Here is a 22,454-nt window from a genome sequence, read left to right on the forward strand (position 1 = left end):
TTGGTTGCTGGGCGTTGTTTGCCATAAGCCCCGCTACGTAATTTTGGTGCAATAGACATTTTTCGTGGGTTCGCTCACCCACAGATGCTTCGATGCCGTTGAGGATGTTCATGGATATCACAGAGTTACTGGCGTTTAGTGCCAAGCAAAATGCCTCGGATTTACACTTGTCGGCGGGCTTGCCGCCGATGATTCGGGTTGACGGCGATGTGCGGCGCATTAATTTGCCGCCGATGGAGCATCGCGAAGTACATAGTTTGATTTATGAAATTATGAATGACCGCCAGCGCCGTGATTACGAGGAGTTTTTAGAAACTGACTTCTCGTTTGAAGTGCCCGGCGTGGCGCGCTTCCGGGTTAACGCCTTTAACCACAACCGCGGTGCCGGTGCGGTTTTTCGGACCATTCCGTCTAAAGTCTTGTCACTGGAAGACCTCGGTATGGGGCAGGTGTTTAAAGATATTTCGATGTTCCCGCGCGGCCTGGTCTTGGTCACTGGGCCAACGGGCTCGGGTAAATCCACCACGCTGGCGGCGATGATCGACTATATCAACGACAATAAATTCGATCACATCTTAACCATTGAAGACCCAATTGAATTCGTTCACGAATCAAAAAAATGTCTGCTCAACCAGCGTGAAGTCCACCGTGATACCCATGGCTTTAACGAGGCCCTGCGTTCGGCGCTGCGTGAAGATCCGGATATTATTCTGGTTGGTGAGTTGCGGGATTTAGAAACGATTAGGCTGGCACTCACCGCAGCAGAAACTGGGCATTTGGTATTCGGCACCCTGCACACCACCTCTGCTGCAAAAACCATAGACCGGGTAGTGGATGTATTCCCCGGTGACGAAAAATCGATGGTGCGCTCGATGCTGTCGGAATCGCTGCAGGGCGTTATTTCACAAACCCTGCTTAAACGCCCCGAGGGTGGCCGTGTCGCGGCTCACGAAATCATGATTGGCACCCCCGCGATTCGTAACTTGATTCGTGAAGACAAGGTGGCGCAGATGTACTCTGCCATTCAGTCTGGTGCGGCCGTGGGTATGCAAACCATGGATCAGTGTTTGAAAAACTTGCTGCAAAAACGCCTGATAAGTCGCGATGCAGCGCGTCTTAAAGCCCGTTTCCCAGAAAATTTCTGATGTTGCTAGAATCGCTACATTGGGCTGAGGAGTTACACATTGGAAATTGAAAAATTACTGCGCATCATGCAAGAAAAGGGCGCGTCAGATTTGTTTATCTCTGCTGGCGTGGCGCCATCAGTTAAGGTGAATGGCCAGTTAGTGCCATTGAGCAGCAATGCCCTTAGCCCGGAGCAAACCCGTGAAGTGGTGATGGGGGTAATGAACGACCAGCAACGCCGCGAATTTGTGCGCGACAAAGAGTGTAACTTCGCCATCAGTGCGCGGGGTATCGGCCGCTTCCGAGTGAGTGCATTTTATCAGCGCAATTTGGTCGGTATGGTCTTGCGTCGCATTGAAACCAATATTCCGACCACTGATGAGTTGGGCTTGCCGGAACTGGTTAAAGAGCTGGCGATGACCAAGCGCGGCTTGATTATTTTTGTCGGTGCAACTGGCACGGGTAAGTCAACCTCGCTGGCGGCGATGATCGGCCATCGCAATGAAAATTCCCGCGGTCATATCATCACGGTAGAAGACCCCATTGAATTTGTGCATCAGCATCGCGGCTGCATAGTTACCCAGCGCGAAGTCGGCATCGATACTGAATCTTTTGAAGTGGCCTTGAAGAACATGCTTCGACAGGCTCCCGACGTGATCATGATTGGTGAGATCCGTACCCGCGAAGCCATGGAGCAGGCGATCACCTTTGCCGAAACCGGGCATTTATGTCTTTGCACTCTACATGCGAACAATGCCAACCAAGCCCTGGATCGCATACTTCATTTCTTCCCCGCCGAGCGTCATCAGCAGCTGTGGATGGATTTGTCTCTAAATCTGAAGGCCATGGTTGCCCAGCAGTTGATTCCGACCCGCGACGGGACGGGGCGGCGAGCCTGTGTGGAAATTTTATTGAACACCCCCTTGGCATCAGACTTAATTCGCAAGGGCGATGTGTCGGGTGTAAAGGACTTGATGAGGCAGTCTACCGAACTCGGTATGCAAACCTTTGATCAGGCGCTTTACGATTTATATACGGTTGGCGAGATTACCTACGAAGACGCCATCGCTCATGCGGATTCTGCCAATGATTTGCGCTTGCTGATTAAACTGGGTGCCGACAATAACCCTGAGCAAATGCGGAAAATGGCGGGCGGTTTGACGATGGAGGAGGACGGCACTAAAAAACCGCCATCGCGGGGTATTAATCGCCGCTAGTAATGGCGCTTATGACGAGCTGCGCATCCAGCTTTCCAGAATAATAGCGGCGCTGCGACTGTCTACCGATTGGTTTTTAAAGTCGCGGGAACCGGTATCGTCAATGATGTTGCCACGAGCTTCAAAACTGCTGAGTCGCTCATCGGCAAAGTGCACTGCAATACCAAAGCGGCCGTGAATGCGGTTCCCGAATTTGCGCGCCCTATGGGACATCTCCGATACGCTGCCATCCATATTCAATGGCAGCCCAACCACCACCGCGTCTGGCTTCCATTCAGCGATGAGTTTGTCGATATCTTCCCAGCGCGGAATACCATCTTTGGCTTGCAGTGAGGGCTGGGGACTGGCGGTACCGGTCAGGGTTTGACCAATTGCACAGCCTATCCAGCGCAGACCAAAGTCAAAGCTGAGCAGGGTTTGGGGAGCGTTGCTCATGGTATTGCGCGCATCCTTAGGCGTGGCCGCTATCCGGCGCGATTTGTGAAAAATGGATGCCTAGGCTGGCGAGGGCGGCATCGACCTTGTTCTCTGCATCGACCTCAAACAAAACATGGTCGCTCGCCGGCACCGTTAGCCAGGTGTTGTCCTGCAATTCTTCTTCTAGCTGTCCTGCGTCCCAGCCGGCGTAACCCAAGGCAATCAGGCATTGGCGGGGGCCGCAATCACGCGCAATGGCGTCGAGAATATCCAGTGAGGTGGTCAGCGTAACGGTGTCTGTCACGTCGACGCTGGCGTCCCATTGTTTGCCATCGCGGGGGTGCAGGACAAAGCCGCGGTCGGTGTGCACCGGTCCGCCTGCGTAAACGGGTTGCTGGTGGTTGTAGACATGCCCATCCAATTCGAGTTGCTCTAGAATTTCATCGACGTCCATATCCAGCGGCCGATTGATAATAATACCCATGGCGCCCTGTTCGTCATGTTCACAGAGATAGGTGATGCTATGGGTAAAAATGCCGTCTTTGAGCGCGGGGAGTGCGATCAAAAAGTGATTTTTAAACGATGGGAAGGTGGTGTCGGTCATGACCCTAAGTATCGATGAAATTACAGTAAAAACAAGCTTGTTACGGATATTAAACGTGGATTTAGCCTTGGTTTGTCTTGAGTGATTGACGCTCAAAACGCCAAGTGCGAACGATGCCGAGGCGGTTTTTGCCGTCCAGCACGTCACTGGGAATGGCTTCATAAGGCGCTGCCAGGCGCACGATACGGTGAGCAGCTCGGTCTAATATCGGGTTGCCAGAGCTGCTGAGTATGCGGACTTCATCAATTCGGCCGTCCGGCATGAGCATGAGCAGCAGCCTGAGCTCGCCCTCTATTCCTAGGCGGCGGGCCTCCTCGGGGTAATTGGCGTTGCCAACCGTTTCGACGCGTTTTTCCCAGCGGTTTAAATAGAGTGCGTCGGGGGAGCCTTTAGTCGCCACTGAGGTAATGAACTTAGGTCGTGGCATGCGCGCGTAACTTTGGTTTAGATTTTCGAGCTGCGCTTCAAGAGCCGAAATATTTTCACTGAGTTGGTTTTGTGCGTCGCTGCCGTCCCACTGCTGCTGTTGATGAAGCATTCTGGTTTGCTGCGGCTTAGTGCTGCGAGTGGCGTCACCGGTGGTGCTAAGTAGTGCGGAACCCGCCGTTTCTGGAACCGACTTGGCTAATTTTAGGGCCTCCTCTTCCTTGGCGGTATTGTCGTGGAAGGCACTTTCGCTGGTGGCGCTCAGTTCGGCCTTGTCTTTCAAGTTGCCACTGCCGATTTGGTCGTACTGGGCTAAATAGTCAGCGTTCTCGGGTGCATCTTTGCTTTGGTATTGCGCCAAGGTGATTTCTAGGTTCGGCAACTTAACACTCGGCTCGGGCGCCGCGAAGGTAATGCCCAATATGAGTGCGAGGTGCATTGCCGTGGCGACAACGATGATAAACCCCAGCCGTTCTGGCGGGGTGTGATCATCAGTCATGGGCAAAGTGGCTGCCGTCATTATGAACGATGTTTCCCGGCAGCAAGCTTGGCGGCGATACAGTCCATGAGCTGGCCGCCGATATCGGTGCCAAACTGAGTGTCGATTTCACGGATGCAGGTCGGGCTGGTGACGTTAATTTCTGTGAGCGAGTCGCCGATGACGTCTAAGCCAACAAACAGCAGGCCTTTTTCGCGGGCGACAGGGCCAACTTCGGCTGCGATGCGGCGGTCCGCGTCGCTAAGGGCTTGGGCTCGACCGGTGCCGCCCGCCGCTAAATTACCGCGGGTTTCGCCTTTGGCCGGGATGCGGGCGAGGCAATACGGTACCGGTTCGCCATCTATCAGCAGGATCCGCTTATCGCCATCGCGAATTTCCGGCAGGTACACTTGGGCCATGATGGTAGTTTGGCCGTGATTGGTAAGGGTCTCTAAAATAACACCGACATTGGCATCATCCGGCTTTAGCCTGAATATCGAACTGCCACCCATGCCATCCAGAGGCTTCATGATCACGTCACCGTGTTCGGCGTGAAAAGCGCGCAAACGCGCCTGATCGCGGCTGACGAGGTGTACCGGGCCACACTGTGGGAACTGCAAAGCAAAGAGCTTTTCATTGCAGTCGCGCAGACTGCGAGGTCTGTTTACTACCCATACGCCCTGTGTTTCAGCTAATTCAAGGATGTGTGTGGCGTAGAGAAATTCGTTATCAAACGGCGGGTCTTTGCGCATTAAAATTACATCGAGATCGCCAAGTGCAATATCGACGCGGCTATCTAGCTCGTAAAAATGTGCTGGGTCTTTGAAGACGCGCAATGCCTGCGCTGACGATCGAGCTTGTCCGCCGCTGATATACAGGTCGGCGGTGGTCATGTAGCTAATTTCCCAGTTGCGCTCCGCTGCAGCCCAAAGCATGGCGAGAGTTGAATCTTTTTTGTATGTAACGTGCTCAATCGGGTCCATTACGACGCCAAGGCGAATAGTCATTTTGTTACCTGTATCGAAAACTTTGTAATTAGGCTGTATTCTGAAGGCCAGCTGCGTTAATAATTAGCGGTGATAGAATACCGCAAAAACAGCGAAAGTTTGTCTATTCGAGCAATTTTGCTTTACTGACAGTATTGGATGATGGTGTCAGAGGTCTTTACGTGGTAAAAAAACCAACACACTGCGATGAGACATTGGATTGTTGGCGCATCAATATGCAACCTTCACAAGGTTATCAATTCTTATGGAAGTCAATTTTTCCGATTTGAAAGTTATGATTATCGACGATAGCAAAACGATTCGTCGTACCACTGAAACCCTATTGGCAAAAGAAGGTTGCACAGTTGTCACCGCCGTCGACGGCTTTGACGCCTTGGCGAAGATTGCCGATACTAAGCCGGATATTATCTTTGTTGATATTATGATGCCGCGCCTTGACGGCTATCAAACCTGCGCCTTGATTAAAAATAATACCGAATTCAAGTCTACGCCGGTAATAATGCTGTCCAGTAAGGATGGCTTATTCGACAAAGCTAAAGGCCGTATTGTTGGCTCTGATCAGTACCTGACTAAGCCTTTCAGTAAAGGTGAACTGCTTGAGGCCATTCAGAATCACGTGCATCTTACCCACGCTTGATTCGCGCATTTGCCCAGCCTAATAAAATGTAAAGCCGGTTTTGATGTCGGTGTAAGGTCGCTCTATGCGCCGCCGCTGCGGCGCTTTCGATGAGGAAATAACATGCCACGGGTTCTTATTATTGACGATTCACCAACTGAGATTTTTAAGATTTCAGAAATTCTAAGTAAGAATGGTTATGAAGTCCTTACGGCCGAAAGTGGTGAGTTGGGCTTGAATATTGCTAAGGAACAAATGCCGGACGTTGTTTTGATGGACATTGTTATGCCGGGCTTAAATGGTTTTCAGGCAACGCGGCAGTTAAGTCGCGACCCGGATACTAGTGGCATCCCCGTTATTATTGTCACCACCAAAGATCAAGAAACCGATCGCCTGTGGGGACAGCGCCAGGGCGCCAAGGGCTATTTAACGAAACCAGTTGATAGCAAGGGGCTGCTCAATGCGATTGATGCGGTACTAAATTAGCCCAGAAACTGAGTGAGTTATGTCTAACACGCTGTCATTTGATTATTTGCAGGACCTAGATGCTCGATTCCGTGCAGGTCTTGCGGCACTGCCGAGTGCTCGCGACAATCGTGCAATTACGTGGAGCGGTGTCGGTTTTCGTATCGGCAAACAGCACTGCGTGACGGCGATGGATGATATTGCTGAAGTGTTGACTGAGCCCGCGGCGACGCGTCTTCCGGGCGTAAAGCCTTGGGTTCGAGGTGTTGCCAATGTGCGGGGGCGACTGCTTCCGCTGGTAGATTTAAGTGCATTTCTTGGCGAGCAGGGAGCCCAAGATCAACGTCAGCGCCGGGTCTTGGTCATTGAAAAGGGTGAGATATATTTGGGCCTCATCGTCGATGACGTATTTGGCATGCAGCACTTTAATGCTGAGACCTTTCGTTTAGATGGCGAGCTGCAAGTTGCCGCAATAGCGAATTATGTTCAGGGCAGCTACGAGCACGCAAAACGTCAGTGGGTCGTGTTCCGCCCTGTTCAATTAATAGAAGATGATAATTTTTATACCGTGGCAGCATAAGCTCGGATTGACACAAAATACCTAATATTTAGCACTGGGAGTTCGGGGAAATGAAAGCAGGTAATCAAGGCGCTCTAGCACGACTGCGAACCAGTCGAGTGGTGAGTGTACTCGTTATAGTTATTCTGGCGGGCTTTATTGGTGTCGGACTAAATACCTTCATTATTCTGCGAGACGCGGATTATGATCAGAGCTACTTAGAGCTGACCAGTGAAATGCGTTTGTATGCTCAGCAAATAGCGAATACCTCAAGGGAGGCAGCGCTGGGTGATCAAGAAAGCTTTGACGCACTAGCACGCGCACAGCGAAATTTTGAACAGGCGCGCAGCAAGTTAGTGGATGGCAGCAAAGGTCTGCCGTCGCCAGCTGCCATGCTCGGTACGGATATCGATCGTTTGAACGTGCTTTGGGCGCAGGTTAACAGTGCCTCAGACACCATTACGAGTAATAAAGAGCGCATTATCTTTTTATATCAAGTTGCCGAAACCTTGAATCAGCAGCTTCCCCAGCTGCAGGACAACAATAATAAAGTTGTCGATATCTTATTGAAAAGCGGCGCATCGGCTAAACAGGCGGCTATTGCACAGCGACAGTCTTGGTTGGCGGAGCGAATTGGTCGTCATGTCGACCGTATGATTGGCGGCGGTGAAGCCGCAACCCAGGCCGCAGAGCAATTTACAATTGATGCCAGCGAGTTTGCGACGGTCTTAAATGCCATGCTTAAAGGCAACAGTGCTATTGGCGTTGACCGCGTAACTCAGGGCCGAGCACCACAAATACTGGCTGAGATCGCCATGTCTTTCCAGCAGTTAAGCGGTTCAATGGAAAGTATTTTCGAGGTTTCTCCCGAGCTTTTAAAATCCTCTGAAGCGGCTATTTTGATTGCTGCCAAGGTGCCAGAACTTACCCAAGTGACAAGTAATTTGTCGTCGGCAATTGGCAAATTGTCTGAAAAGCGGCCACTGTCTTTAGCGAGCGCGCTGATCTTTGTTGGCGTGATATTAATTGGCCTGGGAGTGCTGGCGTGGCAATCGATGCGCAATACCCGCATGCGCCTGCGTGAAACAGCCGACGCCAATGAAAGAAACCAAACGGCAATCCTGCGTCTCCTCGACGAACTAGCCGATCTTGCAGATGGTGACCTTACGACCTCTGCCACGGTAACAGAAGATTTCACCGGCGCCATCGCCGACTCTATCAACTACACCATTGACCAGTTGCGGGTGCTGGTATCGCAGATTAACGAAACGGCGGTAGACGTATCGTCTGCTGCGCAGAGCTCCCAGTCCACAGCGTTAACGCTGGCTCAGGCATCGGAAAGTCAGGCCAAAGAGATCGCGGGCGCGTCGGCGGCTATTTCCGAAATGGCGCAAACCATCGATCGGGTATCGTCAAACGCCCGCGAGTCAGCGGCGGTTGCAGAGCGCTCGGTGGCGATCGCAAACACCGGCGCCGAAGTGGTGCAGAACACCATCAAAGGCATGGACAATATTCGCGAGCAGATTCAAGAGACCTCCAAGCGTATTAAACGTCTGGGTGAGTCTTCACAGGAAATTGGCGACATCGTTTCTTTGATTAACGATATTGCTGACCAAACCAACATTTTGGCATTGAACGCGGCGATTCAGGCATCGATGGCGGGTGACGCCGGTCGAGGTTTCGCGGTTGTTGCGGACGAGGTTCAGCGGCTCGCAGAGCGTTCGTCGGGTGCAACCAAACAGATCGAAGCGCTAGTAAAAACCATCCAGTCAGATACCAATGAAGCTGTTATCTCGATGGAGCAAACCACGTCTGAGGTGGTGCGAGGAGCGCGGCTTGCACAGGACGCGGGTACGGCCCTGACCGAAATCGAAACGGTATCACAGGAACTGGCGGAGCTGATCCAAAACATCTCTAGCGCCGCTGCTGACCAGGCTGTCTCTGCCGGGCAAATATCGTCAACGATGCAGGTCATTCAGCAAATTACCTCGCAAACATCGGCGGGCTCTACTGAGACGGCTAGATCGATTGGTGCGCTGGCGGAAATGACCAATGACTTGCGTAGCTCGGTGGCCGGCTTCACGCTGCCGGAGCGACAATTCTGATTGCCGCTGCCGTCGTGTTTGTGACACGTAACAGTTATAGATATAGCGTCGTTGCCGGCTCGGCTGGTAATGCTGTGGATATCGCGATGGTATGGGAAGCTAGAGTCCAAGGACATGACTGATCGTCGAGACTATATTGCGCTAGATTGGGTCGCCGGAGAGATTGCCGACGCCTTAGCCCAATGTGTGCCGCTAATTGATGATTACATCCAAAATGGCCACAGCGCATCGTTAGATCGCGCCAGCATGCTTATGCATCAGGTGCAGGGCAGCTTGCGCATGATTGAGTTTAGCGGTGCCGCACTGTTAGTTGATGAAATGGAGCGTAGCGTCGCCGCCGTAAGTGGTGGTTTATGCACCGAGACTCATCAGCGCGGTGTCCTTGAGGCGGTGCAAACTAGCGCAGATGAATTGCCGGCGTATTTACGGCGAGTAAAAGACAGTAAAAGCGCCTTACCCGCTTCGTTAATAATGATATTTAACGAGTTGCGCGCCGCTAATGATCAGCCTCTCTTGTCGTCGTTGCTGCTGTTTAATCCGCAATTAGATTTGAATCCCGGGCCCTCGGACGATGAGTCGAATTTGTCAGCGCAGACCTTTAACGAGCTTGCTGGCAAATTGCTAAAAATGTATCAAATCGCATTGCAAGCTTATGCGCGCGGCGATGGCGATAAGCAAAATTTGGTCTATCTCGGCAAAGTGTCGGGGCGCGCTGCCAAACTGTGTAGTGGACACCCACAGCAAGTATTGTGGTTATCTGCCCTGGCGTTAATCGAAGGTTTGCTTAATGAGTCAATTGCAAACCATGTCGCCGTTCGACATGTATTAAGTCGCTTAGGACGGGAGTTAAAAGTCCTTGCTAGCGATGGCTATGCGGCCGCGCAACGCGCCGTGTCGCTGCCGCTGCTAAAAGATATTCTGTTCTATATTGCCAGCAGTCCCGCCTCGTCGCGATATATTGAAAGTGAGCGTGAAAAGCATGGTCTGACTGGTGTGTTTGACGGCAGTGCTGCGTCGGCGGCTAACAGTGAGCACTTTATAGAGCGCGCGCGACAGGCGGTCGTTGCAGAGCTGATGCAGGCCGCCAGTGCGGTGACGGACAATGAACTACTGTATAGCAGATGCAAAGGCGTCGCCGATACCCTGGCAGTGCTCGGATGGGTCGAGTCACTGTATCCATTAAAAGCGATTATCGAACAGGTTGAGCGCGGGCTGGCCGGTCAACAAATGCAGGCGGTGGCAACCTCATTGCAACGTTTGGCTGAGCGACTGGCGGCGAACCCAGATTCTGCCCTGCTAGCCACAGAGCAAGAGAGTGAGGCAGACGCCGCGGCTTCTTTTGGCAAGGTGATCTCGCAAAGCCGTTCGGTATTGTTTGATGCCCAAGAGGCGATTATCGCCTATGTGTCTGAGCAGTGGCAGAGTGAGCATTTGCAACAAGTGCCTGATCAGTTACGGGATTTGGCGGGCCAGTTGAGCTCGGTGGGATTCGCTGCGCCGGCACTAATATTAGAGAATTGCGCCGAATATCTTGCCAGCAATATTATCGCCCAACAGCTGGTGCCAGATTGGCAAAGCTTAGATGCCTTAGCTGACGCTCTGACCTCGGTAGACTATTACCTCGAGCGCAGCAGTAATGGCCGTCAGTATGACGATGACGCTCTGCTAGCGGGGGCGGAGGCCTGCGTAGCGCGCTTGGGTTACCCAATTAGCGGCGGAGGGGTAAGCGATAAAAATATATTGCATTGGCCGGGTGCTGGTGGCGATGAGCGCGAATCTGGAGACGCTGCTGGTAAACGCATTGACCTAGACCCAGATATTGCCGATGTCTTCCTTGAAGAGGCGCAGGAAGTTTTGACGCTGCTGAAGGACACTTTACCGATTTGGCATGAGCGCTTGGATTCCGACGATTACCTAGCAGTGGTCCGCCGCGCATTCCACACGCTCAAAGGCAGCGGTCGAATGGTCGGCGCGACTCAAGTGGGCGAGTTGGCCTGGTCGGTTGAGGCCATGTTAAACAAGGTGGTTGATAGTCATTTCGTAATGGATGACGCACGACTGCAATTGGTTGAAAACGTCACTGCTCTACTTCCTGATCTGATTGCGGCTTTAGCTCAGGGTCGTGAGCTGCCGGCATCATCCGTAGACGGCTTAATGACCTTCGCGGATGCCTTGGCGCAGGAGCAAATTCCCCAGTCTAACTCTAGCTCTGCCACTGACGAAGACGGCTTAACCGGTATCTTTATGGGCGAGGCTGACACGCATTTACGGGTGTTGGAAGCGTATGTTGAGGGGGTCGATAGCTATCCCGCGCAGCTCACCGATGAGGTGCAGCGCGCCTTGCACACCCTAAAAGGCTCATCAAAAATGGCAGAGGTGTGGCCCGTTGCCAACATCATTACGCCATTGGAGGGCTTGGTAAAAGAACTTCGTTCAATGCGGGTCGCGGCGGGCGAGAGCTTAGTCGCGCTGATTTCTGATGTGGTGCGTCAGGTGCGCCTCATGGTGACACAGCTGGCTGATACGCCGGTTTCATCACTGCATACGCCAAAAACCTTGCTGTCCTCTATCAACGCTCTTTCTGTGCAGCTTATTCACGAAGCGGAGTTTGCCGCTGATCGCAGTGAGCACGGTGAAGTGTCAGCTGGCGCTCTCGACGCGTTTTTAGCTAACCATAGCGAAAGTGTTCAGGGCTTGCTCGATATTCTTGATGAGCAGGAGAGCATCGCTGCGGCGACGCTAGTGGACTACGCGCAAACGATGGGCGTGTTTGCCCAGCGCGCTGAAGATATTAATTGCGAGCCAGTTGCTGAATTGGGGCAGGCATTACAGGTTTTACTTAGTCATGCTGAAGATCCCATACCCGTGCAGTTTGTTTTGCTGGTAAATGAAGCCTTAGAACAGCTGATGGACTATTTGAATCAGTTGGCTGCGGAACAGACCGTGGCGGAAAATAGCGATTTAATTGATCGCATTCGCAATGTCGATCTTAGCGGTTCGGCGTTTGCCACTGACAGCTCAGCAGTTATTGACGGCAGCGATATTGTTGAACTAGAACTTGCTGAACCTGTTAGTGAAGAGTCGGCCGATGACGTTGTCGTGGCGCCGACGCCAGAGCCTGAAGAGGATGATATTGATCTAGAGATATTAGAAATATTTCTAGAAGAAGCGGCGGATCTTTTAGAAAGCCTCGATGAGTCTATTCACCATTGGTCTGGTGCGCGGGATGAGGTGATTCATCTTGATAATATTCAGCGCTATTTGCATACCCTGAAAGGCGGTGCGCGTTTATCTGGCTTGCCTGCGGTCGGCGACTTGAGTCACAACTTTGAAACGGCGATTTCAATAGCGATAGCACAGCGCAATATCGGCAGTGAAGAGTTTTTCAATCAAGTACAGCAGTATCAAGATCAGTTAGTAAATTGTATTGCGGCAATAGATGACCCTACGGCTGTGGCGCCGATAGACGACTTTGCCGAAAGCATCCCGGAAGGTCCTGCGACGCCGGAGCATATTGAAAGCGTATCAACGGAGGTGGCAATTGCTCATGAGGAGCAAGCGCCGCTGCCAGTATTGACGCCAAAAGGTGGCGATGTTGGCGATGTTAGTTCACTGGCATCCTCTATGGCCCGCGCGACTCCTCAAGAAATGATAAAGGTACCGTCGCCACTGCTTGAACGACTGATCAATTTGGCGGGTGAAACCTCAATTGCCCGCGGTCGTGTTGAGGAGCAGGTGAACGAAATTCATTTCTCCCTGGAAGAAATGGAAATGACGGTTGAGCGCCTGCAGGGACAGGTGCGGCGCATGGATATTGAGACCGAAGCGCAAATTATTTTCCGCCAGGAGCAGGTTGAAAGTGAGGGTGCGGACGGTTTCGATCCGCTGGAGTTTGACCGCTACTCGCAACTGCAGCAGTTGTCGCGCTCACTACTTGAATCGGCATCAGACCTTGTCGACTTGCGAGCGACTCTGTTGGAAAAGAGCCGTGACATGGAGACCCTGTTGGTTCAGCAGTCGCGTGTAAATACCGAGCTGCAGGAAGGCTTAATGCGCTCGCAGCTGGTTAATTTCTCGCGCATGGTGCCGCGCCTGCGACGCGGTATTAGACAGATTGCTACTGAGCTGGATAAGCAGGTTGAATTTAACGTTTACAATGCCGATGGCGAGATGGACCGCCGAGTGTTGGAACGGATCATTCCTGCGCTGGAGCATATGCTTCGCAATGCATTAGATCACGGCATTGAATCACCTGACATTCGCGCGGCGGCGGGCAAGCCTGCGGTGGGTGAAATTAATATGCGCTTTGATCGCCAAGGTGGTGATGTCGTGATTGTCATCAGCGACGATGGTGGCGGGATAAACTTGCAGGCGGTACGTCGTCGCGCCGAAGACTTGGGCTTAATTTCGGATGATGCAGAGCTCAGTGATAGACAATTGCTTGAATACATTTTCCACGCGGGCTTCAGTACCGCAAAAAATGTAACTCAAATTTCTGGTCGCGGCGTTGGTATGGACGTGGTGCGCAGCGAGATAAAGCAGTTGGGTGGTGCAATAGAGATTAGCACCGAAGTGGGTCGCGGCTCGCGCTTTGAAATCCGCTTGCCTTTCACCGTGTCGGTAAACCGCGCCTTGATGGTTAGTGTGGGCGGTGAAGTATTTGCCGTACCGCTTAATAATATTGAAGGTATTGTGCGGGTCAGTCCCTATGAGCTTGATGTGTATTATCAAGAGGGCGGCCCGGATTTTGAATACGCTAATCAGCAATATAATTTGCGTTATATGGGTAATTTGCTCGACGCGAGTCGTGTCCCTCACCTTGAGGGCCAGGTGGAGTCGCGGCCAGTATTATTGATCCGCAATGCCGAGCCGCCAACGGCGATTCAAGTTGACTCGCTGCTGGGGTCTCGCGAGGTCGTGGTAAAAACCCTTGGACCACAGTTTGCGGCGGTGCCGGGTTTGTCGGGAGCCACCGTGCTGGGCGACGGTAGTGTGGTCGTTATTTTAGATATGTTAGCTAGTATTCGCGCTGATGTTGCCCGTCGCCTCGCGGGTAATCAGCGACAGCCACAGCCTAGCATTTCACGGAAGAATACGCGCTTGGTCATGGTAGTCGACGATTCGGTGACGGTAAGAAAAGTAACGTCAAGGTTGCTTGTTCGCCAGCATATGGAAGTTGCGTTAGCGCGGGACGGCTTAGACGCGGTTAATCAGCTGCAGGACAGTGAGCGCTTGCCAGATGTCATTTTGCTCGATATTGAAATGCCGCGCATGGATGGCTTTGAGGTCGCGAGCAGGATACGCGGTAATCCGCGGATGAAAGATATTCCCATTATTATGATTAGCTCACGTACCGGACAGAAGCATCGTCAGCGCGCGCTTACCTTAGGTGTGCACAACTTCCTTGGTAAACCTTATCAGGAAATACAGTTACTTAAGGCGATTGATGAAGTGACGTCGAACTTGGTGGATGCATGAATACCACGCTAGAAAAGCCGTCTACTGTATCGGCAAATATTGTCCTGCCTTTAGTGAGTGGTGGATTGCTGCTTCCAAACGCGAGCGTGGCCGAAGTCGTCCTGGCTGGGCAGCTGAGTTCAGCCGTGTCATCACCCTTCCTGCTTGGCTATATGACGTGGCGCGAACAGGAAATTCCCGTCGTTAGCTTTGAAGGATTGTTAAATGGCCGTTTACCGGAGGGTTTGGTATTGCGGCAAATGGCGGTCTTCAACGGTTTAAGTGATCGGCAGAAAATGCCGTATTTTGGTGTGGTCTTGAGCGGCGTGCCGCGCCTGGTGCGGTTGCGTGAGAGTGATATTACGCCATTAGATACCGACCCACATCCACTGCTTCACAGCCAAGTTAGAGCGGTAGACTTAAAACTTATGATTCCAAACTGGGATGCGCTTGAGCAGGAAGTTCTTGCCGTTTTGTAGGCAGTTCAAAATTATAGTCCGTACCCACATTTAAACCCAGCCCATATCACCCCAGCGATGCTGAATAATACTAATAGCGGCAATGGGGGCCGTTTCGGTGCGCAGCACCCGCGGTCCCAATTGCAGTGCTTGGAAACCTTGTTTAATAGAGTACGTGATTTCGTCGTCGCTCAGTCCGCCTTCAGGGCCAACTAGCAGGGTGATGTGATTCGCGCCGCCGTCATCGACGCTAAGCTGCGCGTTTAAACTTGGGCACAGCACTAATTTGATTTGCTCGCCTAAGCTTGCGCACCAAGTATCTAAGCGACATGCATCACCTATCTCGACTAAGTTGTTGCGGCCACTTTGTTCGCAGGCACTGATCATAATTTGCTGCCAGTGGCGCTGTTTTTTTTCTTGTCGTTCACCGCTCAGTTTTACGTCGCAGCGCTCGGTAAATAGCGGCGTAATTTTATTGACGCCGAGCTCGGTTGCTTTTTGAATTACCCAGTCAAAACGGTCGCCCTTGGATATGCCGATGGCGAGTTCAATATAAAGCGGTGAGGGCGGTGCGGAGCTAAGTACTTCGTCGCCAAGTTGACAGCGCAGCAATTTTTTTGCCGCTTCAATAATCGTTGCCGGATAAGCCGCGCCGTCACCGTTAAATACAATTAAGTCTCGCCCAGCTCGCATACGCAGCACCTGCGAAACATAATGTGCGGCGCGCTCGTCCAGAGAAATAAGCTGGCCGACGGCCAGCTCTTGTTCCACGTATATTCTTGGTACGCGCATATTAATTTAGCGTCTTTATAAAGGCTTTAGACTTGCGCTGAAAATTATAGAGTTGCTTTTTAGCCGGTGGTAAGTCGTCGATCTGGCATTCTACATAGCCCTGTTCCTGGAACCAGTGCGCGGTTTGTGTGGTAAGCACAAACACCGAATCCAAGCCCTTTTTACGCGCTTCTTTTTCCAGCAATTCCAATAAGCGCTCGGCGCGATCTGCACCGCGATAATCTGGATGCGTCGCTACGCAGGCGATCTCGCCGCTGCGTTGCTCGGGGTAGGGGTAAAGCGCGGCGCACGCGACGACCATGCCGTCGCGGACGAGTATTTTGAAATGCTCAATTTCGTTTTCTAATAATTCCCGCGACCGTTTGAGCAAAACGCCTTTTGCCTCTAAGGGCTCGATGATGGCGAGTAAGCCACCCACATCATCGATATCGGCAGTCATAAACTGCTCATAGTGCTCTTGGGTGATTAGCGTTCCGGCACCGTCGCGGCTAAACAACTCTTGCAGCAGGGCGCCATCGCTTTGGAAGGAAATCATATGGCAACGGTTGATACCAAGATCGCCGGCATCGACCACTGCTTGTACAATGCTATCGTGCCGCAATAGCTCTTGCTGCTCTAGTTCTTTATCGACATCGCGGTATTCACACTGCCGAATTAATTCGCCGTCGCTGTCTAATAAACCTGAATCGGCGGTAAACAATATGAGCTTGTCGGCTTTTAAGGCTGCAGCGGTGTGCACGGCTACATCTTCAGCGGTGAGGTTGAAAATCTCACCGGTAGGTGAATATCCCAGCGGTGATAACATCACGACGTGCTGATGGTTGAGCTGCTGCTGCAAAGCCTGGGCGTCGACTTTTCTGACCACGCCGGTATGACGCAAATCAATACCATCCACAACGCCAATCGGGCGCGCGGTGACGTAGTTGCCTGAGCACACTCTGATAGAGGCGCCATGCATAGGTGAGTTCGCCACACCCATCGACAGCAGTGCCTCGATATGGGCGCGCAAGGAGCCTGCGGCATCGGTAACACAGCGCAGCTCTATGTCGTCGGTGATACGCAGATCATTGTGGTAGCGACTTTCGATACCGGCGTCGCGCACCCGCTCTTCTATTTGCGGACGCGCGCCGTGAACTAAAACCAGTTTTACACCTAGGCTGTTTAGCAGGGCGACATCATGCACAATATTGGCAAAATTGGGGTGCGCAACGGCTTCGCCACCAAACATAATGACAAATGTTTTGCCACGGTGAGCATTAATATAAGGTGCTGAGTTGCGAAACCATTTTACGTAATCGGTATGTTCTGACATGGCAGCGGTATATGTTATGAGTTTAAGCCCTCATTTTGTGTGTAATGTCATAGGCTTACAAGCCATTTTTATGCGCATTATGCGGGGTTGGGATTTGTGAGCGCAGATCAGCCGGAAACTGAAATCAGCGATGCCGAGGCGCAGTGGCAGGCTGCACTGCGTCAGGCGATTAGCGCGCATTTCGCTGCCGCTCACGCAAGGGTAGACGATGTGCACGCGCGTTATTTCAGCTCCATCTCAGCCGTTGCCTCCAGGCATTGGCAAAATAAAGCCGATGTGCCCGCAGATTTAATGAATATTCCGCGCGCGCTATGGCGTTTACTGCGCAGCCTCGGGCGGCGAGGTCAGACAGTGCATAGAGCACTGACCGGCAAAGAGCGGGCGATAGCCGATATATTGGCCGAGCAGGTGCTAGATCTGCCTGCTTTGCAGGCGCTGTTGTTTGAGCAGCTGCGCGCTCACCCAGATTATCAGCAGGGTGATATTGAGCGCTTGCGCGAGGCCTTAGCGCCTTACGATAGCGACGTCGCCGCCAAGCGTTTGCAGGCTGCCGTGGCGCAAATGGGTTTGCACCATGACAGCAGTCGAGATGTGTTGATGTTCTTAGGTGTCGGTCTATTAGGCCGGAGTGTCAGCGATAAAATTACCTTTGGCAGTGCGTCGATGATTGGTATGTCGGCGGCAAGCACGGTGTATTTGAGTCAACAAAGTGTCTGGGCGGCGCTGTGGGCGGGCTGGTTTGGTGTGCCGGCGTGGGTAGCGGTTAGCGGCGCTATCGCAGGCTTCGCGGTGATGTTTTTGGCAACACCGGTATTGGCTCCCGTTATCGAAGTGGGTGTGAGCCGTGCACAGGGTCGTCGCCGTCTGCATAAATTAATAGATAAGGTTGAATGCGAAATGCGGCCGTCGGTATCGGCGCAGTTATGGCAGTACGGGAGTTATTTGCAGTTTATTCCGGATTTAGTCATGACCCTGCGTCACCTCCGATAAGTGTTGAGATTCGCAGACGTATATTCGCTGCTAAATAATGCCGTTCTTAATAAAAATTAATTAGTGACAGCGTCGCGCTTAAGAGTAAATATGCAGTTTTTTCGGGGGCTGCATAGTGGAAGCTGAAGTACTCTTATCTGAGCTGGATACAGAGCGAGTTTTTGATCAAATCGCCGATGCTTTAACCGAAAAAGGCTATGTCGTTATACCGGCGGCCCTACCTATTGCGATGAGTGACGCGCTTTTTACTCGCATAGCCAGTTTTGAAGACGAGGTATTTAAACCCGCTGGCGTTGGTCGCGCAGGGGAGTTCCAGTTAAACCCTTTTGTCCGCAATGACGAAATCCGCTGGTTAGCAGCAAGCGATGAGGTTGAGGCGAGTTATCTGGGGTGGATGGAAAAATTACGCACCGGATTGAATCGTCGCCTCTTCATGGGCTTATTCGATTACGAGTGCCATTTTGCCCGCTACGTCCCCGGCGCTTTTTATAAAAAGCATTTAGATGCCTTCAAAGGCCGCACAAACCGTGTGCTCTCGACCGTATTCTATTTAAACCCGAACTGGGCCCTGACTGACGGCGGGCATCTAGTGATGTTTGAAGATGATGTTGAGCCCATCGCAAAAATATCGCCCTTGATGGGCACCTTGGTGGTCTTTCTAAGCGATCGCTTCCCCCACGAAGTGACTACCGCAAGTCGCTTGCGTTACAGCATAGCGGGTTGGTTTCGGGTAAACGCCACACTTGGGGCGCGTATTGATCCACCGCAGTAGTTCGGCCAAATGCTAGAGTTGGTAGTCTGTTATGTTTAACGTACTTTGTGAGCTTTGGTTTCGCCCGGTTGGTCTAAACCAAAGCTTCTAGATATCTACAGCAATAAGCCCAAGATAGGATGTCGAATAAAGACAATCGCTGTGCTCATCTGGATGCCCGATCGGTGTCGGGTATGGCGGCATACCACAACAAATTAACGGCGATTATGCCTAGGCATAATCGCCCTAAACCCGCCTCAACAAACCCAGCGTATTCACCCGCGCAATGGGTTCAAACAGCCCAGACGCTAATGCCATTTTGTAAATGGCATAGGGTGCTTGGCCGCCTTCTTCTGGCGCGGGAAATAGGTCGTGAATAGCGAGTACGCCGCCGGTGATGATTTTGCTCGCCCAGCAGCGGTAGTCGCACAGTGCGGCATCAAGGCTGTGACCACCGTCGATAAAGACCATGGCAAGTGGTGTGTGCCAGTGTCGCGCGCTGACTTCTGATGTCGCCACGATGGGAACGACGGTGTCGTCTAATCCGGCTAGGCGGATATTGCGCCGAAATTCTTTGAAGGTGTCAAAGCGTCCTTCGCCAGCATCATACAGGTCGGGGTCGTGAAACATTTCGCCGAGCTGGTGCTCTTCTGAACCGACATGGTGATCGACCGCATACACCACGCTGTTTTTTTGCTGACAGGCCAAGCCCAAATAAATGGTTGATTTGCCACAGTAGCTGCCTACCTCTAGAACTGGGCCCCGCTCTGCCACGGACAGTGCGTACCCGTAAAGGGCGTGTGCCTCGTCGTCGGCCAAAAAGCCCTTAACGTCATTAATGTGGGCGGGCAGGGTAATAGTCATCGTATTGGTACCGTATAAATCTGAGCGGGAACAGTAGCCAACTTATGCCGTGGCGGCAACTTACCAAATTGTCAGCTTTCAGTCGCACACGAGGGTGGCGGTATGAAAATTGGATGATGTTGATACTGGTGTAGAGAAATCAATGCTGCGTATACTATTGGCCTATTCAGAATAATACCTAACGGGATGAACGCGATGCTTAAATTGTATGGGTTTGCAGTCAGTAATTATTTCAATATGGTAAAGCATGTCTTGCTTTATAAGGGCGTAGAGTTTGAGGAAGTGCTGACTTTCCCCGGAATGGATCCCGCGTATAACAGTAAAAGCCCCATGGGAAAGGTCCCTAGCATTGAAACAGAGCACGGCTGCCTAGCGGAGAGCAGCGTTATTCTTAGTTACCTTGAGGCGGCTTATCCTGCACGCCCGCTGTTACCTGCCGATGAGTGGCAGCGTGCCAAGGTGGGCGAGTTAATGAAAATGGCAGAATTGTATTTTGAGTTGCCAGCCCGACGTTTATTCCCTGAAGTTCTCGCCGGTAAGAAGGTGAGCGATGACGTTAAGGCAGAGGTTCGCGAAACAATCACTAAGGGTTGCCAGGCCCTGGCGTTGTTGGCAAAGCCCGCTCCGTATATGTTTGGTGAAGCAATGACGATGGCGGATGTGGCGCTACGCTATTGCTTGTTGACCTGCAAATTGGCGACGGGCGCCATCTATAAGTGGGATGTGGTAGCGGACGTCCCCGGTCTTCGCGAATGGGATGAAATGATGGCTGCCTCAGATATATCCAAGCAATTGGATCAAGCAATGCAGGAAGGTATGGCGTCGTTCTTGGAAGCGGTCAAAGCCAAGGCATAAGCATCTTTGCGGGCGGCGAAAGTGCCGCCCGCAAATTACCCGTTTTACAGTTCGGTTTCCAAGGCCTCAAGCTCTTCTTGAATCGCCAGCCACTGCTCTTCAGTTTCGTCATTTTGTTCGCGCAAGCTGGCTTGTTCTGCCAGTAATTTCTTCAGTTTTTCTTTATTGCTGTCATTGTATAAGTTGCTGTCCGCAAGCTGCTCTTCAATTTGAGTCAGTTGGTCGCTGAACTTTTGCATACTTTGTTCGAGCTTTTTAAGCTTTGATGTCAGCGGTGCCAGCTGGGCGCGGCGAGCGGCGGCCTGTTGGCGCGCTTGTTTTTTGTCGACCAGTGGCGCGTCGTTGTCGGTAGTTGCCTCATTGCTTGTTGGCGCGCTTTTGTCGCGGTTAAGTAGCCAGTGGCGGTAGTCTTCAAGGCTGCCGTCGAAGGGTTGTGCCTGCCCTGCATCGACAAGCAGAAACTCATCGACGGTGTTTCTTAGTAGGTGGCGGTCGTGGCTGACGAGAATTACCGCGCCTTCAAAATTTTGTAGCGCTGAGGTCAGTGCGTGACACATTTCCAAGTCGAGGTGGTTGGTTGGCTCGTCGAGCAGCAACATATTAGGCCGTTGCCACACAATAATGGCGAGGGCCAGGCGCGCCTTTTCACCGCCGGAAAAATTCTCGCAGCTCTGCTCGGCATGTTTGCCGTGGAAATTAAAACCGCCAATAAAATTACGAATTTCCTGTTCGCGTGCATCTGGGCGCAGGCGTTGCAATTGCAGTATTGGGCTGGCGCTTAAGTCTAAAGACTCCAGTTGATGCTGATGAAAATAGCCCATGTGCAGGTGTTCACCTTGCTGGCGCTCGCCCTGAATGGGCTGCAGAGTACCGGCAAGGGTTTTCATTAAGGTGGATTTGCCCGCGCCATTGGCGCCAAGCAGCCCAAGTCGGGTACCTGGGTGAATGCTGATATTCAGCTTATTCAGTATTGGACTGCTGTAGCCCAAGGTAGCCTGCGACAGCGAAAGCAAGGGGTCAGAGAATTGCTTGGGTTCGTAGAAGCGAAAGTTAAAGGGCGAATCGATATGCGCCGGTGCAATATCAGCCATCCGCTCCAGCGCTTTTAAGCGGCTTTGGGCCTGCTTGGCTTTGGTGGCTTTGGCGCGGAAGCGTCGTACAAAATCTTCCATGTGGGCGCGAACGACCTGTTGTTTCTCAAACGCTTGTTGCTGCTGGGCGAGGCGTTCGCTGCGCTGGCGCTCAAAGGCGGTGTAGTTGCCGCGGTAGCGGGTCATGGTCTGTCTTTCTAAATGAACTACGTGGTCGCAACATGCGTCGATAAAGTCGCGGTCGTGGGATATTAGAAACAAAGTCCCTTCGTAGCGGTGCAGCCACTGTTCAAGCCAGAGGCTGGCATCGAGGTCCAAGTGATTGGTTGGCTCGTCGAGCAACATCAAATCTGATGGACACATCAGCGCCTGTGCTAAATTTAAGCGAATGCGCCAGCCGCCGGAAAAGTCGTTAACCGGGCGTTCCAGCTCTGCTAGCTTGAAACCCAGGCCGGTGAGTAAGCGCTCAGCGTCGCTGCGAATTTGGTAGGCATTGATCAGGTCTAATTCGCCGTGTAACTCGGCAAGGCGATGATCGTCATTGCAGCTCGCTATTTGTGCTTCAATATTGCGGAAACGGTGATGGCCATCGATAACGTAGTCGATGGCGCAGCGATCGCTGGCATCAACTTCCTGCCGCATTTGCGCGATTTGCCATTGCGCTGGAATGTTAAGCTCGCCGCTGTCTTGCACAAGCTTGCCACACATGAGCTGGAACAAGCTGGATTTACCGGTGCCGTTAGCGCCAACGAGGGCAATATGCTCACCGGGATTAACGCGAAGGTCGACCGATTCGAGCAAAGCTTTGCCGCCGCGTTGTAAACTGAGGTTCTGGAGTTCAATCATGATGGGGCGCGATTATAGC

Annotated in this window: 19 protein-coding genes; 11 read left to right on the top strand and 8 right to left on the bottom strand. The window is 52.2% G+C overall.

All coding sequences use genetic code 11. From position 1 onward, the window contains the following. The first annotated feature begins 110 nt into the window (after positions 1 to 110). Both KXJ70_RS10795 and KXJ70_RS10800 read left to right on the top strand, forming a co-directional pair. A complete protein-coding gene (locus KXJ70_RS10795; RefSeq protein ID WP_219043511.1) occupies positions 111 to 1,145 on the top strand; it encodes a type IV pilus twitching motility protein PilT in 1,035 nt (344 codons plus the stop codon). 39 nt (positions 1,146 to 1,184) lie between these two features. Further along, a complete protein-coding gene (locus KXJ70_RS10800; protein WP_219043512.1) occupies positions 1,185 to 2,342 on the top strand; it encodes a PilT/PilU family type 4a pilus ATPase in 1,158 nt (385 codons plus the stop codon). A gap of 9 nt (positions 2,343 to 2,351) precedes the next feature. On the opposite strand, the gene ruvX is transcribed toward KXJ70_RS10800, so the two are convergent. From ruvX to gshB, 4 genes are all read right to left on the bottom strand, one after another. Further along, positions 2,352 to 2,777 (bottom strand): Holliday junction resolvase RuvX, encoded by a 426-nt coding sequence (ruvX, locus tag KXJ70_RS10805; protein WP_219043513.1) that lies wholly within the window; start codon positions 2,775 to 2,777, stop codon positions 2,352 to 2,354. A 16-nt stretch (positions 2,778 to 2,793) separates the two neighbouring features. Then, entirely contained in the window at positions 2,794 to 3,363 is a 570-nt protein-coding gene (locus tag KXJ70_RS10810; RefSeq protein WP_219043514.1) for a YqgE/AlgH family protein, read from the bottom strand. 61 nt (positions 3,364 to 3,424) lie between these two features. After that, complete coding sequence (locus KXJ70_RS10815; RefSeq protein ID WP_219043515.1) at positions 3,425 to 4,309, bottom strand: energy transducer TonB; 885 nt, start codon at positions 4,307 to 4,309, stop codon at positions 3,425 to 3,427. Beyond that, entirely contained in the window at positions 4,309 to 5,274 is a 966-nt protein-coding gene (gshB, locus tag KXJ70_RS10820; RefSeq protein WP_219043516.1) for a glutathione synthase, read from the bottom strand. The genes KXJ70_RS10815 and gshB overlap by 1 nt, the downstream gene beginning before the upstream one ends. Before the next feature lie 244 nt (positions 5,275 to 5,518). Here gshB and pilG point away from each other — a divergent pair, with 244 nt between their 5' ends. From pilG to KXJ70_RS10850, 6 genes are all read left to right on the top strand, one after another. Further along, positions 5,519 to 5,911, top strand: a complete 393-nt coding sequence (gene pilG / locus KXJ70_RS10825; protein WP_219043517.1) for a twitching motility response regulator PilG — start codon at positions 5,519 to 5,521, stop codon at positions 5,909 to 5,911. 102 nt (positions 5,912 to 6,013) lie between these two features. Continuing rightward, positions 6,014 to 6,376, top strand: coding sequence for a response regulator (locus KXJ70_RS10830; RefSeq protein ID WP_219043518.1), 363 nt, complete (start codon positions 6,014 to 6,016; stop codon positions 6,374 to 6,376). A 19-nt stretch (positions 6,377 to 6,395) separates the two neighbouring features. Further along, complete coding sequence (locus KXJ70_RS10835) at positions 6,396 to 6,935, top strand: chemotaxis protein CheW (RefSeq protein ID WP_219043519.1); 540 nt, start codon at positions 6,396 to 6,398, stop codon at positions 6,933 to 6,935. A 50-nt stretch (positions 6,936 to 6,985) separates the two neighbouring features. After that, positions 6,986 to 9,019 (top strand): methyl-accepting chemotaxis protein, encoded by a 2,034-nt coding sequence (locus KXJ70_RS10840; RefSeq protein WP_219043520.1) that lies wholly within the window; start codon positions 6,986 to 6,988, stop codon positions 9,017 to 9,019. A 114-nt stretch (positions 9,020 to 9,133) separates the two neighbouring features. Further along, positions 9,134 to 14,497, top strand: a complete 5,364-nt coding sequence (locus tag KXJ70_RS10845) for an Hpt domain-containing protein (RefSeq protein WP_219043521.1) — start codon at positions 9,134 to 9,136, stop codon at positions 14,495 to 14,497. Then, complete coding sequence (locus KXJ70_RS10850; protein ID WP_219043522.1) at positions 14,494 to 14,955, top strand: chemotaxis protein CheW; 462 nt, start codon at positions 14,494 to 14,496, stop codon at positions 14,953 to 14,955. The genes KXJ70_RS10845 and KXJ70_RS10850 overlap by 4 nt, the downstream gene beginning before the upstream one ends. 30 nt (positions 14,956 to 14,985) lie before the next feature. On the opposite strand, the gene KXJ70_RS10855 is transcribed toward KXJ70_RS10850, so the two are convergent. Together KXJ70_RS10855 and argA are read right to left on the bottom strand one after the other, a co-directional pair. Further along, positions 14,986 to 15,726, bottom strand: coding sequence for a 16S rRNA (uracil(1498)-N(3))-methyltransferase (locus KXJ70_RS10855; protein WP_219043523.1), 741 nt, complete (start codon positions 15,724 to 15,726; stop codon positions 14,986 to 14,988). A gap of 1 nt (position 15,727) precedes the next feature. Beyond that, the gene (gene argA, locus KXJ70_RS10860) at positions 15,728 to 17,038 is read right to left on the bottom strand and encodes an amino-acid N-acetyltransferase (RefSeq protein WP_219043524.1); all 1,311 of its coding nucleotides are present in this window, start codon (positions 17,036 to 17,038) and stop codon (positions 15,728 to 15,730) included. Positions 17,039 to 17,134: 96 nt separating this feature from the next. On the opposite strand from argA, the gene KXJ70_RS10865 reads away from it, so the two are divergent. Both KXJ70_RS10865 and KXJ70_RS10870 read left to right on the top strand, forming a co-directional pair. Next, entirely contained in the window at positions 17,135 to 18,028 is an 894-nt protein-coding gene (locus KXJ70_RS10865) for a hypothetical protein (RefSeq protein WP_219043525.1), read from the top strand. Positions 18,029 to 18,143: 115 nt separating this feature from the next. After that, positions 18,144 to 18,800, top strand: coding sequence for a 2OG-Fe(II) oxygenase (locus KXJ70_RS10870; protein ID WP_369409772.1), 657 nt, complete (start codon positions 18,144 to 18,146; stop codon positions 18,798 to 18,800). Positions 18,801 to 19,025: 225 nt separating this feature from the next. Here the strand turns inward: KXJ70_RS10870 and KXJ70_RS10875 are convergent, their stop codons facing one another. Beyond that, entirely contained in the window at positions 19,026 to 19,643 is a 618-nt protein-coding gene (locus KXJ70_RS10875) for a class I SAM-dependent methyltransferase (protein WP_219043526.1), read from the bottom strand. A 195-nt stretch (positions 19,644 to 19,838) separates the two neighbouring features. Between KXJ70_RS10875 and KXJ70_RS10880 the strand changes: the two genes are divergently transcribed. Then, positions 19,839 to 20,498, top strand: a complete 660-nt coding sequence (locus KXJ70_RS10880) for a glutathione S-transferase family protein (RefSeq protein ID WP_219043527.1) — start codon at positions 19,839 to 19,841, stop codon at positions 20,496 to 20,498. A 44-nt stretch (positions 20,499 to 20,542) separates the two neighbouring features. Here KXJ70_RS10880 and KXJ70_RS10885 read toward each other — a convergent pair whose 3' ends face one another. Further along, positions 20,543 to 22,435, bottom strand: coding sequence for an ATP-binding cassette domain-containing protein (locus KXJ70_RS10885; protein ID WP_219043528.1), 1,893 nt, complete (start codon positions 22,433 to 22,435; stop codon positions 20,543 to 20,545). Between the last annotated feature and the right edge of the window lie 19 nt (positions 22,436 to 22,454).

This window comes from Zhongshania aquimaris (assembly GCF_019312595.1).
Taxonomy (GTDB): Bacteria; Pseudomonadota; Gammaproteobacteria; order Pseudomonadales; family Spongiibacteraceae; genus Spongiibacter; species Spongiibacter aquimaris.